This is a genomic window from Boseongicola aestuarii, from assembly GCF_900184815.1.
Lineage (GTDB): Bacteria > Pseudomonadota > Alphaproteobacteria > Rhodobacterales > Rhodobacteraceae > Boseongicola > Boseongicola aestuarii.
The window spans coordinates 1-13,986 of the sequence record NZ_FXXQ01000012.1 but is presented as its reverse complement, the minus strand read 5'-3'; the positions used below and the strand labels follow the sequence as shown (position 1 = coordinate 13,986).

Annotated in this window: 11 protein-coding genes; 2 read left to right on the top strand and 9 right to left on the bottom strand. The window is 57.1% G+C overall.

The features are described from left to right. Positions 1-53: 53 nt before the first annotated feature. From BOA8489_RS15735 to BOA8489_RS15700, 8 genes are all read right to left on the bottom strand, one after another. Positions 54-1,139 (bottom strand): ABC transporter permease, encoded by a 1,086-nt coding sequence (locus tag BOA8489_RS15735; protein ID WP_093975268.1) that lies wholly within the window; start codon positions 1,137-1,139, stop codon positions 54-56. After that, a complete protein-coding gene (locus BOA8489_RS15730) occupies positions 1,136-2,671 on the bottom strand; it encodes an ABC transporter ATP-binding protein (RefSeq protein ID WP_245813907.1) in 1,536 nt (511 codons plus the stop codon). The genes BOA8489_RS15735 and BOA8489_RS15730 overlap by 4 nt, the downstream gene beginning before the upstream one ends. Then, a complete protein-coding gene (xdhC, locus tag BOA8489_RS15725) occupies positions 2,668-3,603 on the bottom strand; it encodes a xanthine dehydrogenase accessory protein XdhC (RefSeq protein ID WP_093975267.1) in 936 nt (311 codons plus the stop codon). Before xdhC ends, BOA8489_RS15730 begins: the two co-directional genes overlap by 4 nt. Beyond that, on the bottom strand, positions 3,600-5,912 hold the full coding sequence (gene xdhB / locus BOA8489_RS15720; protein ID WP_093975266.1) for a xanthine dehydrogenase molybdopterin binding subunit: 2,313 nt from the start codon (positions 5,910-5,912) through the stop codon (positions 3,600-3,602). The genes xdhC and xdhB overlap by 4 nt, the downstream gene beginning before the upstream one ends. Further along, positions 5,909-7,264 (bottom strand): xanthine dehydrogenase small subunit, encoded by a 1,356-nt coding sequence (locus tag BOA8489_RS15715; protein WP_093975265.1) that lies wholly within the window; start codon positions 7,262-7,264, stop codon positions 5,909-5,911. Before BOA8489_RS15715 ends, xdhB begins: the two co-directional genes overlap by 4 nt. Positions 7,265-7,462: 198 nt before the next feature. Continuing rightward, on the bottom strand, positions 7,463-7,930 hold the full coding sequence (locus tag BOA8489_RS15710) for an SRPBCC domain-containing protein (protein ID WP_093975264.1): 468 nt from the start codon (positions 7,928-7,930) through the stop codon (positions 7,463-7,465). Beyond that, positions 7,927-8,385, bottom strand: coding sequence for an SRPBCC domain-containing protein (locus BOA8489_RS15705; RefSeq protein WP_093975263.1), 459 nt, complete (start codon positions 8,383-8,385; stop codon positions 7,927-7,929). Before BOA8489_RS15705 ends, BOA8489_RS15710 begins: the two co-directional genes overlap by 4 nt. A gap of 4 nt (positions 8,386-8,389) precedes the next feature. Then, positions 8,390-8,722 carry an ArsR/SmtB family transcription factor gene (locus BOA8489_RS15700; RefSeq protein WP_093975262.1) on the bottom strand — a complete coding sequence of 111 codons (333 nt, stop codon included), beginning with the start codon at positions 8,720-8,722 and terminating at the stop codon, positions 8,390-8,392. A gap of 122 nt (positions 8,723-8,844) precedes the next feature. Here BOA8489_RS15700 and dnaE point away from each other — a divergent pair, with 122 nt between their 5' ends. After that, positions 8,845-12,357 (top strand): DNA polymerase III subunit alpha, encoded by a 3,513-nt coding sequence (gene dnaE / locus BOA8489_RS15695; protein ID WP_093975261.1) that lies wholly within the window; start codon positions 8,845-8,847, stop codon positions 12,355-12,357. Here dnaE and BOA8489_RS15690 read toward each other — a convergent pair. Beyond that, the gene (locus tag BOA8489_RS15690) at positions 12,322-12,825 is read right to left on the bottom strand and encodes a hypothetical protein (protein WP_093975260.1); all 504 of its coding nucleotides are present in this window, start codon (positions 12,823-12,825) and stop codon (positions 12,322-12,324) included. The genes dnaE and BOA8489_RS15690 overlap by 36 nt on opposite strands. A gap of 511 nt (positions 12,826-13,336) precedes the next feature. Here BOA8489_RS15690 and BOA8489_RS15685 point away from each other — a divergent pair. Beyond that, on the top strand, positions 13,337-13,986 hold a 650-nt coding region (locus tag BOA8489_RS15685; protein ID WP_093975259.1), incomplete at its 3' end, for a DUF4386 domain-containing protein.

Sequence of the window (13,986 nt, the reverse complement as noted above, 5' to 3'; positions counted from 1 at the left end):
ATATGAGGGTGAAGCCGGAATAGTGCCTGACAAAGGGGTATTTGTGCCTTGGTTCATACCGTGGCCTCCCGTCCGAAGCGGACTTTGAAGTTCGTAAGCACGTCGAAAGCCAGAAGGAAGAACAACAGCATCCCCTGAAATGCCTGAATCGCTGCCGCAGGAAGGCCAAGTGATGCCTGTGCCGCCTCGCCACCGATGTAGGTCAGCGCCATAAGCAATCCCGCAAGCAGAATACCGATCGGATGTAGTCGTCCCAGAAAGGCCACGATAATGGCGGTGAAGCCATAGCCGACGTTGAAGTCGATGCTGATTTGACCCGCCGGGCCCGCGACTTCGAACATGCCGGCCAAGCCCGCAAGCGCTCCGGAAAGACCAAGGCAGAACAGGATCAAACGGTTCGGATTGACGCCTGCAAACCGAGCTGCGCGGGGGCTTTCGCCAGTTAGGCGAATGTTGAAACCCATGATGTGACGGCTAAGCAGAATATAGGCGAAGATCACCGCAATGAATGCCGCGACGACACCCCAATGCATACCCCAACCTGCAATAAGCTCGTTGTTCGCAGCACTTTCATACTGTCTCAGGTTGCGCGATCCGGGAAAGCCTGCGCCTTCGGGATTGCGCAACAAACCAAGCGACATCGACGCCAGAATGGATTCTGCGACGTAGACCAACAGCAAGGATACGAGGATTTCGTTCGTGTTGAACCGCGTCTTCAGGATGCCGGGAATCATCGCCCAGAGGAAGCCGCCTAAAGCTCCTGCGACAATCATCAGCGGAAAGATCAGCCAGCGCGCTTCCATCGGATAGAACGCCAGACCTACGGCCGCGCCAAAGATCGCGCCCATGATGTACTGGCCTTCCGCGCCGATATTCCAAATACCTGCTTTGAAGCCAAGCGACAGGCCGATCGCGATCAGGATCAAGGGACCGGCTTTGACCAAGAGTTGACCGCGGTAATAGAACGCAAACTCACCAAAGACCGGGTCCCAGAAGATCGTGCGGATCGCAACAATCGGGTCTTTGCCAAGGAAGGCAAACAGAACGCCGCCCGCGATCATCGTAGCGACAACAGCAACCAAAGGCGTTAGATATGCCCATGTTTGTGACGGTGTGGGCCGTTTTTCGAGTCGGATCATAATGCGCCCTCCTCTTCGTGGATGTGCGCCACTTCCATGCCGTGCGCGCCCCCCATCATGAGGCCAATCTCGTCGATGGTAAGCCCTCGTGCTGGGCGTGGTTCGCTCAGACGGCCCTCGTTAAGGGCCGCAAAACGGTTGGAGATCTCCATCAACTCATCAAGATCCTGACTGATGCACACAACGGCAGCGCCGCCTGCCGCAAGATCGAGAATTGCCTGACGGATAAACGCGGCAGCACTTGCATCCACGCCCCAGGTCGGCTGATTGACCACCAGGATATCCGGCTTTTGAAGTATCTCTCGCCCGATGACGAATTTCTGCAGGTTGCCGCCGGAAAGCGCGCGGGCCGCGTTGGCCGAACCGGGTGTCCTGACGTCATAGTCGGCAATGACTTTCTCGGCAAAATTGCGTGCCATCGTCCAGTCAATGAACCCGTTCCGGACCATGTCCATGCGGACCCAGCCAGAAAGCGCAGCGTTTTCCACAAGGCTCATATCCGGGGCGGCGGCATGGCCCAAACGCTCTTCCGGCGCCGCAAGCACGCCAAGACTGCGCCGCTGGTTCGGGCCTAGATGACCGATTGGTTGACCTTTAAGCTGCACTGCGTCCGGAGCGGTTCTCAATTCACCCGAAAGCGCACCCAACAGTTCGTCCTGACCATTTCCCGCAACGCCCCCAATTCCGAGTACCTCACCTTCACGCACGTCGAACGACACGTTCTTCAGCGACGTTCCAAAAGGATTAGCCGACTTCACAGACAGATTCTTCAGAGTTAGAGACACATCTCCTAGCTCATGACGCGTCGCGGCGGGTGACTTCAATTCGGTCCCCACCATCATCTCGGCTAACTCGCGCGCAGATCTCTCTCTGGGATCACAGGACCCGACGACTTTGCCTAACCGCAGAATGGTTGCGCCGTCACAAAGTGCGCGGATTTCCTCAAGTTTGTGACTGATATAGAGGATCGACGTGCCCTCGGCTTGAAGCTTGCGCAGGGTCTCGAACAGAATATCGACCTCTTGCGGGGTCAGAACCGATGTCGGTTCATCCATTATCAAGAGCTTCGGATCCTGCAAAAGGCAGCGGATGATTTCGACACGCTGACGTTCGCCGGCAGAAAGATCGCCCACCAGACGCGAAGGATCCAGCGGCAAGCCGTAAGTTTCCGAAACTTCCCGGATGCTTGCGGCCAACTCGCGCATCGGTGGCGGGTTTTCCATACCAAGGGCGACGTTTTCAGCAACGTCCAAAGCTTCGAACAGCGAGAAGTGTTGAAACACCATCGCGATTCCGGTCGACCGCGCCTCGTGCGGACTTCCGGGCGTGTAGGGGTCGCCTTTGAAGACCATCTGCCCCTCGTCAGGTTTGACCAACCCATAGACCATCTTCACAAGCGTCGATTTTCCGGCGCCATTTTCGCCAAGAAGCGCATGGACCTCGCCTTTTCCGACAGTAAAGGACACGTCGTCATTTGCGACGACGCCCGGATAGGCCTTGCGTAGACCCTGAACGGACAGCAAAGCCGTCACGCGCGTTCACCCAACATTTCTGTCCCCTCGCGATGTGATTTCAGTATGGCCGCGGCCACCCCCAAAGCGATTGCCTGGGGGTGTTTTCCAAGCGCAGGATCACCAATAGGGCATTCCATGCGGTCAATTTGTGCAGATGTATGTCCCAACGCTGAAAGCCGGGACCGAAACCGCGCGCGTTTGGTCGCGGAGCCGATCAGCCCGAGATGACCGAATCCCTGCGACAGGACGGCATGGCAAAGCTCCATGTCCAGCGCATGCGAGAAGGTCAGGACCAGATGCTCGGCGTGCGCTGGCGCATGTGGCACAAGGCGCGCCGGGTCTTCCGCGATCAGAGTTCTGGCACTCTTCGGAATATCGGTCGGAAACCGCCCACGCGTGGTGTCTATCCAGACCACTTCAAGCTCAGGAAGTGGCGCCAGAACCGACACGATTGCGCGCCCCACATGCCCAGCGCCCCAGACCCAGATCGACCGGCGGGGATGTGTCACCGGTTCGATCATCCAGCCGGAAAAAATCCCGGGTTCCGGCATCATCCCCTTGGAGCGGTGATGGGCCAATACGCGCTTTACCGCCAAGGGCTGTTCAGTGGCTCTTCCTGGCAATGGCCGTGCAATTACGTCACTAACAAGGGCATCAAGGCGTCTTTCATTCCAAATTTCAGTCAACAGAGATACCGCGCCACCACAGCATTGACCAAGAGACGGGCCAAGCGGTTTTCTCTCGAACCGATCAGTTCCGGCAATGAGCGCCGCACGCGCGGATTTGATCGCTTCAAACTCCAAAGCGCCGCCACCGATGGTGCCTTCCAAGGTTTCTGCGGTCACCAGCATGGAGGCTCCGACCTCGCGCGGGACCGAGCCTTTGGTCTCGGCAACGACCACCCGTGCGACCGGGGCAAGGCGACGAATGTCGGCCGGGGAAAACGTCATGCCCGCACCCTTTCGATAGCTTCCAGAACGTGTTCAGCCGTCGCTGGCGCCTCAAGATCGGGATAACCCTCACCACATGCCGAAACAGCATCGGACAACGCAAGAAACGCCGAAATCCCAAGCATCAGCGGTGGCTCGCCAACCGCTTTCGAGCGATAGATCGTGTCTTCGCGATTTGCGCCATCCCAAAGCGCGACATTGAAAATATCAGGGCGATCCGAACACGCTGGGATCTTGTAGGTGGACGGCGCATGGGTGCGCAGATTGCCCTTGTCGTCCCAGACCAGTTCTTCCGTGGTCAGCCAGCCAGCCCCCTGAACATAGCCGCCTTCGACCTGACCAATATCCAGCGCAGGATTCAAAGACGCGCCTGCATCATGCAGAATATCGGTCCGCAAAATGCGGTTTTCCCCTGTAAGAGTGTCTAAAACCACTTCGGTAACTGCCGCGCCGTAAGCAAAATAAAAGAAAGGGCGCCCCTCTCCCTTGATTCGATCCCAAACGATCTTGGGCGTCTTGTAAAACCCGGTGGCAGACAGGCTGATGCGGTTCATGTAGGCGTCGGACACGACGGCCTCGAATGGCAAACTCTCACCTGCAACAGTGACCATACCGTCCTCGAACCGGACCGTCGCAATATCTGCCTGAGCGCGCCGTGCAACGAATTCAGCCAACCGATCGCGAATGGTGTCGCACGCTGCCTTGACGGCCATACCGTTCAGATCAGACCCGGATGAGGCCGCTGTCGCCGAGGTATTCGGGACCTTCCCGGTATCCGTCGCGGTGATCTTCACCTTTGAGACATCCACCCCGAAACGCGACGCCGCAACCTGCGCAACCTTCTGGAACAAACCTTGCCCCATTTCGGTGCCGCCGTGGTTCATGTGAATCGAGCCGTCCTGATAGACGTGCACCAATGCCCCGGCCTGGTTTAGATGTGTCAGCGTAAAGCTGATCCCGAACTTGACAGGTGTGAACGCAATGCCCTTCTTCAGGATCGCATTCTTCGCGTTCCACTCAGAAACCGCCTCTTTTCGTCCGTAATAGCCACTGTTTTTGATCAAGGCGTCGGTCAACTCGTGCAGAATAAAATCCTCGACGGGCATGTGATAGGGCGTCGTCTGCACTTTCTTTTTGGCTGAAATATCCCCGCCGGAGGCATCGCCAGAAGGGCGATAATAATTCAACCGGCGCACTTCCAGAGGATCACGACCGACCGCATGCGCGACATGATCCAAAACGCGTTCGATACCGACCATGCCCTGCGGGCCGCCAAAGCCCCTGAACGCAGTGGCGGATTGGGTGTTCGTCTTGAGTCGATGCGACTCAATCCGCATATTCGGGATGTTATATGCGTTGTCGGCGTGCAGCATCGCACGATCTGCAACCGGCAGAGACAGGTCCATCGACCAACCACATCGACAGAGCTGCAGGAAAGCAATGCCAGAAATGCGGCCCTCTGCGTCGTGGCCGACGCGATAATCGATCCGGAAATCATGCCGTTTTCCGGTGATCATCATATCGTCATCGCGGTCATAGCGCATCGTACAGGGTTTGCCCGTGATCGACGCCGCAACGGCGCAGGACACGGCCAGGTGATTGCCCTGGCTTTCTTTTCCGCCGAATCCGCCTCCCATCCTACGGATTTCGCAGCGCACTGCGTTCATGGGCTTGCCCAAGGCTTCGGCAACCTTGTGCTGAATTTCCGTGGGATGCTGCGTCGAGGAGTAAACGACCAAATCACCCCCCTCCTGCGGCAAGGCAGCGGCTGCCTGACCCTCGAGGTAGAAATGCTCCTGACCGCCGATATCGATAGAGCCTTCAAGCATGTGCTCGGCCGCCTCGATTGCGTCGTTGGCGCTGCCTTTCTCATAAATGCGCGGGCCGTCCTCAAAATGGGACTTGGCGACAAGCGCATCGTTGATCGTCAGAATGGCTGGCAGCGTATCTATCTCAATCTTCCCCAGCCTGGTGGCCTTGCGCGCCGCCAGATGGCTCTTCGCAACAACAAGAAACACGGGCTGCCCAACAAAGTGCACCTTATCCACGGCCAGAAGCGGCTCGGGACTTGGAGATGGCGACACGTCGTTGTGGAAGGGAAGGTCCTTCGCGGTCAGTACAGCCACCACGTCCGGGGCTGCAAGAACGGCTGCAAGGTCGATTGACCTGAGGTGCCCATGGGCCACGTCTGAAACACCGAATGCCAGATGCAAGGCCCCTTTGGGAAGCGGTATGTCATCGACGTATCGTGCCTGTCCTGTGACATGCAGAGCCGCAGCATCATGTGGGAGCGGTTTAGAGACACTCATGCGCTCACCTCCAGCACGGAAACGCTGTTTCCGGACATCTCGTGGAAGTATCTCACCAACAGATTCCGGGCTGCTTTCAGGCGATAATCCGCACTGGCGCGCATATCGCTAAGCGGAGTGAAATCATCACAAAACTGAGGTAATACGGCTGAAATAGTCTCTTCAGACCATGTCTGGCCCTGCAAGGCCGCCTCCACATGCGACGCCCGTTTCGGGATGCCAGCCATGCCCCCGAAGGCGATCTTGGCCGACGCCACCCTTCCGTCTTCAATTCTAATGTTGAAGCACCCGCAAACCGCCGAGATATCCTGATCGAAGCGTTTGGAAATCTTGTAGCACCGCAAATCCGGCGCGGAATTCGGGATCGTTATGGCCTCGACGAATTCGCCGGGTTTGCGATCTTGTTTGCCGTACTCAAGAAAGAAATCCTCGACCAGCAACGTCCGGCGCGTCTCTCCGTGTCGCAAATCCAGAGTTGCCCCTAACGCAATCAGGGCTGGCGGATTGTCCCCGATAGGGGAACCGTTGGCGACGTTCCCGCCGATGGTCGCAGCCTGGCGAACCTGTTCCGAGCCATAGCGGCGGATCAGTTCCGCATAGGACGGATGAAGTTTTTTTATGACAATTGCCAGATCGGCCATCGTCACAGCGGCGCCAATTCTGATTTTGTCTTCCTGCTCTTCAATCTGCTGAAGATCGCGACAACGGTTCAGGAAGGCGACGTCTTCAAGTTCGCGTAGCTGTTTGGTGACCCACAGACCCACGTCTGTAGCTCCGGCGATCAACGTACCATTCGGGTGCTTTTGATACCATTCCGCAAGTTGGTCGGATGTTTCAGGGGCAAAGCCAAGTGGCGCAACGTCGAGCGGCGTATCTTGTACCCAGTCGGGGACTGGAAAAGTGCTTGCGGCTTCGGCCGCACGAACAATTGGCGCATATCCCGTGCAACGGCAAAGGTTGCCCGCAAGAACATCGTCGTGGTCTTTGCGACCACGCATATGACCAACCGCCATAGAGACCACGAAACCCGGTGTGCAAAACCCGCACTGGCTGCCGTGTTTCTCGATCATAGCTTGCTGAACCGGATGAAGCGCCCCGCCTGGCCCTGCGATCCCTTCGACCGTCCGAACCGCTTTACCGTGTAGCTGAGGCATGAACAGGATGCAGGCGTTGAGCGCACGCGCGCCATCGTCTCCGGTAACCATGACGGTGCAAGCGCCACAGTCGCCTTCGTTGCAACCTTCCTTGGTTCCGGTCAATGCGCGGTCCTCGCGCAGCCAGTCGAGCAACGTCGTGGTTGGCGGAACATCCACCTCTACCGTTTCCCCGTTTAGAGAAAACCTGATCGTCATATGAAATCCTGCCGCGTTACCCGAAGATCAAAAGGCCAGTGCGCGCTGTCGATGCGGCGTAGAGAGCGAGCGCCTTCAGTCTGTGCAATTAGAGTGAGCGGTCAAGGTGGCTTTTAGCAAGAAAATACGCGCGCCCGATCTCTGAAAGTGTCTTCGGATATTTTTGAGGATGCTGGATAACTCATTTAAAACAGTAGATTACAGGGCCTTCGCCAGATCAGCCAATTGCTTCAAAGTCGTGCCCCAGCCGTCATGAAATCCGAAACTTTCGTGCTTTTTGCGGGTTGCGGCATCGTTGTGGAGGACGGTGGCACGATAAAGTGTGCCTTCGTTTTGAGCGATCAATTCGACGATCGCTGTCATGAAGGGTGCATTTCCGGGCCGCCAATCGGCCGTTACTGCATCGCCATAAACCAGAAGCGTCGGGTATTCAGCGTGGAGGAAACAGCCTTCATTCGGCATGAGTGTGCCATCGGGAAGCTTCATCACGACATAGGCGCGACCACCCGAGCGTACGTCATTCACGACGTCAGTCACTTCGACGCCGGGCGGAGTGAACCATTGCTTGAAGGGGTCCGGTTCCTGCCAGCAACGCCATATGGTTTCGGGCGAGGCCTTGATGAATTGCTCGATGCGAAGATCGCGTTCGGGATCAAAGTGGATCATTGGTCCAGCCCGTTGACATGCCGTTCAAGATTTACGAGGCCACCTTCCCAGCCGGCACGCACTTCTCCAAGAGTTTCGGGCCCGGTAAAGGACGACACGGCCACAGTTACACCAAGTTCTGTGCCATTGCCTTTTGGGGTTAAGCTGTATGTCACAAGGCTGGTCATTGCGGCCTGTCCGGCAAAGACAAGCGTTTCTGTGAAGACAGCGCGCTCGGGTGCGGCAAGATCATACCATCGCGTATCTACGAGGAATTTCGGGGCGTCCTTGGGCCCGCAGCGGTGGCGGTCTTGGCCACCGACCCTGACGTCCTCTTTCTCGACGATGAGGACGGTATCCGCATCTGGCGCGCCCCATTTCTCGCGGTGCTTGGCGTCGGTGAGTACGTAAAACAACCGGTCAGGCGGAAGGGGCAAGGTGCGGATGACATTAAAGGAAGTGGTATCTAGCGGCATAAATCTATCCTTTCTCGGCTTTCGCGATGGATTCTGCCAGGAGGCTCAGGCGATCCAGACGCCCTTCCCACATGGCACGCTGTTTTTGCAGCCAGCTTTCTGCCGCCGCCAGCGGGGCAGCTTCGATATGAACTGTCCGCACGCGACCCTTTTTCTCGCTGCGTACAAGGCCGCTTTCTTCAAGCACCATGAGATGCCGCATGAATGTCGGAAGCGCGATGTCGTGGGGCGCATGCAGCTCGCTAACGGCTGCGGGGCCAGAAACGAGGCGCTCAATCACCGCGCGGCGGGTCGGGTCGGACATGGCTCCGAAGAAGGTGTCAAGATTGTTAGTCATATGGCTAAGTAATGGATGCCGCCGCCGCGAGTCAAGATACTTAGCCATATAGCTAACTTATTTCTGTGGATGATCTGCACTTGGTGCTTTCCCACTGCGCACGCGCAAAATACGGTAGTCGGATGAGCACAGATCCGAAATTCATCCACCTTCGCCTGCACACGGAATATTCGCTTCTTGAGGGGGCGATGCGGCTGAAAAAGCTGCCCGGGCTTTGCGAGAAAGCCGGAATGCCTGCCGTTGCGGTGACCGATACGAACAATATGTTCGCGGCACTGGAGTTTTCCGTGTCCGCGCTTGATGCCGGGATCCAACCGATTGTCGGCTGTCAGGTAGATCTGGCGTATGAGACGCCCGCTCCCGGTGAAAAGCCCCTGCGCCCCGCGCCGCTTGTTTTGCTGGCCCAGACGCGCGCGGGCTATGAATGCCTGATGAAGCTGAATTCGGCTTTGTATCTGCGCGAGGCAGATTATCCGCATGTTACTCTGGACGAATTGGCCGAGTTTTCGGAAGGGCTGATTTGTCTCACGGGCGGGCCTGATGGTCCGGTCGGGCGGTTGTTGCGGGCAGGGCAGAAGCCAAAAGCGCAAGGACTGATGACGCAACTGGCAGCCACATTTGGCGATCGGCTGTATGTGGAACTGCAGCGGCATCCGACCGAGAACGGTCAGGTGCCTGAGGCCGAAAAGCTGACCGAAACGCCGCAGATCGAAATGGCCTATGCAATGGACCTGCCTCTGGTTGCGACGAATGACGTCTATTTCACGGACCAGAAAATGTATGAGGCGCATGACGCGCTGATTTGTATCGCTGAAGGGGCCTATGTGGACCAGCAGGCCCCGCGCCGACGTTTGACACCACAGCACTATTTCAAGACGCCTGCCGAGATGGCGACGCTTTTTGCAGATTTGCCGGAGGCTCTGGAAAACACGGTCGAAATCGCCCGCCGCTGTGCCTTTGCTGTCGAGCGGCACGACCCGATCCTGCCGAAGTTCGCCGACGACGAAATCGAAGAATTGCGACGTCAGTCATTCGAGGGGCTGAAGAATCGGCTTGCGGTTATCGAAGCCGTTGCGCCGGTCGAGGAATATGAAAAGCGGCTGGAGTTCGAGCTTGGGATCATCGAGGGGATGGGGTTCCCCGGTTACTTCCTGATCGTTGCGGACTTCATCAAGTGGGCCAAAGACCACCACATTCCTGTGGGACCAGGGCGTGGCTCGGGTGCGGGTTCATTGGTGGCCTATGCACTGACAATCACCGACCTTGATCCCTTGCGCTATTCCCTGCTGTTCGAGCGGTTTTTGAACCCCGAACGCGTCTCGATGCCAGATTTCGACATCGATTTCTGTATGGATCGCCGCGAAGAGGTGATCCGCTATGTTCAGGAGAAGTACGGGCGCGATAAAGTGGGGCAGATCATCACCTTTGGTGCCTTGTTATCGAAGGCCGCCGTGCGCGATGTGGGTCGGGTCTTGCAGATGCCCTATGGGCAGGTCGATCGCCTGTCGAAGCTGATCCCGGTTGAGGGCGTGAAACCCGTCTCGATCGAGAAGGCATTGGCGGATGAACCGCGCCTTCGGGAAGAGGCGAAGGCCGAAGAGGTTGTGGCGCGACTGTTGGACTACGGTCAACAGGTCGAGGGGCTGCTCAGGAACGCTTCGACCCACGCGGCGGGCGTGGTGATTGGCGACCGGCCTTTGGACAAACTGGTGCCCTTATATCGCGATCCACGGTCCGAAATGCCGGCTACGCAGTTCAATATGAAGTGGGTCGAGCAAGCCGGGTTGGTAAAATTCGACTTTCTGGGCCTGAAAACGCTGACGGTCATTCAGAACGCGATTGATCAGATCTTGGCGAGCGGTCGGTCGCTGGACGTGGCCGCGGACGGGACCAGGCTTTACGAACCGGACCCAGGCACCGAGAACGATATCGGGCTGATCCCGCTGGATGACGAGAAAAGCTATGAGCTCTATGCCAAGGCCCGCACGGTCGCGGTGTTTCAGGTGGAAAGCTCGGGCATGATGGATGCACTTCGGCGGATGCGCCCGACCTGTATCGAGGACATTGTGGCGCTGGTCGCGCTGTATCGTCCGGGACCGATGGAGAACATCCCGCAGTATTGCGACGTGAAGAACGCGCGTGCCGAGCGCGAGCGTTTGCACCCGTCGATTGACCATATTCTGGACGAGACCCAAGGCATCATCGTCTATCAGGAACAGGTGATGCAGATCGCGCAGGAAATGGCGGGATACTCGCTGGGCGGTGCTGACCTTTTGCGCCGTGCGATGGGTAAGAAAATTCAGGAGGCAATGGACGCCGAACGTCCGAAATTTCTGGAAGGTGCTGCGAAGAACGGCGTCGACAAGAAGAAAGCTATGGAGGTCTGGAACCTTCTCGACAAGTTCGCGAACTATGGTTTCAACAAGTCACACGCTGCTGCCTATGCGGTCGTCAGCTATCAAACGGCGTGGCTGAAGGCGAACCACCCGGTCGAATTCATGGCCGGTGTGATGAACTGCGATTTGCACCTGACCGAGAAGCTGGATGTTTACGCGAACGAAGTGCGGCGCGGGCTGGAAATCGAGATTGTGCCACCCTGTGTGAACCGATCCGAGGCCGTGTTCTCGGTCAGAGATCAAAAGCTGGTTTATGCCCTTGGCGCGCTGAAGAACGTGGGTGTCGAGGCGATGAAACTGATTGTCGAGGCGCGCGGAGACAAGCCGTTCGTGAATGTCTTCGATCTGGCGAGGCGGGTCGATCTGAAGCGGGTCGGAAAGCGCCCCATGGAGATGTTGGCGCGCGCCGGGGCGTTCGATCAGCTTGATCCGAACCGGCGGCGGATATTTCAGTCATTGGACGGCCTGACCGCGTATTCTGCTGCGATCCACGAGCAGCGCGCCAGTGCGCAGGTATCCCTGTTCGGAGAGGCGGGCGACGACTTGCCGGAACCGCGTCTGTCACCGGTTGAAGACTGGTTGCCGAATGAGCGGCTGGATCAGGAACAGACTGCGATCGGGTTCTATCTTTCCGGGCATCCGCTTGATGATTATGCGCCCGCCTTGAAGCGCAAAGGCCTGATGAACCTCGCGGACTTGCAGGTTAAGGCCGAAGCGGATGGCGCCGCGATTGCGCGGGTCGGCGTTGTGGTGACCGCCTTGCAGGAACGCAAATCCGGTCGTGGTACCCGCTTTTTCCGCATGAACATCTCCGATCCGACGGGTCAGGTCTCGGGCATGGCTTTGTTCCCCGACGACTTCGAGACCGTGCGCAAAGTGTTCGAGCAAACCACGCAGGTCGTGATGACGCTGGAAGCCCGGTTCAACGAGGGCCAGTTTGATCCCATTGCCCGCTCGGTCGCGCCGATTGACGGGATCGTTGATGCTGCGACGGCCGGACTGAATGTGATGATCGACGACGAAGGCGCGGTGCAGATGGTGCAATCCGTGCTGGAACGCTTCAAGGTTGATCAATCGATCCGCACACGCGGCGAGGTTTGCCTGACGGCTCTTGCGGTGCCGCTGCCGGGCGCTCTGCAAGACGTTACTGTATCTATCGGCGACGGATGGCCCGTTTCGCCGCAGATCAAGGGCGCGTTGAAATCACTGCCCGGCGTCGTCCTGGTCGAGGATATCTAGGCCGCCGGCGGTCAGCTCCAGTTGAAGTTGGGCATGGCACTTGGGCGCGATGGAGGTATCGCCAAAGGTCAGCGGGATCGTCTGATCCGCATCCTGACCAATTTGCGACACACCGCCTTCCAGAACGAACCACTCGCCCACGCCGGGGCCTTCAACCACAACCAGCCAACCATGGGGACAGCGCACGCCGGTCGCCGCTTTGGGGTTGGCAAATGCGCTGGGTGCGGCGGGCGGCATTTGAATCTGGGCAGGGGGGCTTGGTGGCTGCACCGCAGCAGCGGACGGAGTTCGCGTTTTTGCGGACGCGGGCTTATCGACGATGTTTGTGCTGTCCATCCATGACGTATCCAGCGTCTCGGGGTGCTCGGGCTGGATGTTCAAGACCTCATCCGGAACGGACTGATGGATGATCGCGACATCCTTTTTCGGCTTTGCACCACCATTGCGGCCAAATAGTTTTCCAAGCATCGACGGTTCTCCGGTTCATCATTTTGCGTGCGGTCTGCCGCGTGTGATGCCAGGGAAATCTGCCAAAAGCGTGGCATTCCTTCAGCTGGACGCCGGACGTGGCAAGATGGCCACAAATTGCACGGTGGTCGTATGTATCAGATTTTTAGGGGAATAAATGGTGCCCAGGAGAGGCAATCTACTCTTCAGATTTATCATTCAAAAATAGATACTTGCGAGAGGCCCATTTAAAGATTGTGGTCCTAAAAGCGGTCCCGATTTTGGACCTCAAGTGACGTGGGCTCCAGCCCAGAGCGGACATTGGTGCAAAGTGCAGCGAACGGCGGCTTCGAGCCCAAAGCCGACGCCAGAGAGCGATTGCCTTTGCGGAACTTCTGACCAAGCAAACATTTTCGCCAGTCGCCAGTCGCCAGTCGCCAGTCGCCAGTCGCCAGATCTGACAGAAATCAACCCTGCGAAATGGAAGATCGCTATTATTTCGAAACGATACTGTTAGGAGCGTAACGTTTGAATGGGACGGCAAGTTTCAAAAAGCCTCACCACTGCGATTTCCGCTAAAATAGCGGCGACGGTTGTTGGTATCGCATTCTTAGCATCGGTTTTGATTGTAACACTGGTCGATGACTTTCTACTTGCCAATTTCGTTGTGCCCGGAGACACGTCTGCATTGGCACGGGACATTAAGGCAAATCCCACGGTACTCGTTTTCGCCTCGATCGGTTACTTAGTTGTGCTCGTGATCGACTCCATTATCGGAATTGGTCTCTATATTGTTCTCAATCCTGTGAATAGGAAGCTTGCGGCGCTGACTGGTGCGCTCCGGTTGCTATACGCAGTCGTATTGATGGTTGGAGTTCTCGCGCTGCTTTTTCAAACGATCGACGCTTACGGCTATGCCGCCATAAAGGGCGTCGGCTATATTTTCTTTGCATCCCATATATTTCTACTAGGCTATGTGGTCTTCGTGTCGGGATATATCCCAAGATTCCTTGGCGTTTTGTTGATAGTTGCCTCCCTCACATATTCGATCTTCTTCATAGATATCGAATTTCCCGAGCACTTCCTGGTATTAATAATGTTGACAATGGCAGTTGCAGAGATCGCGCTGTGCACATGGCTCTTGGTGAAGAGAAATAGTTTACCTGAGGCCGGTCAGAGGGG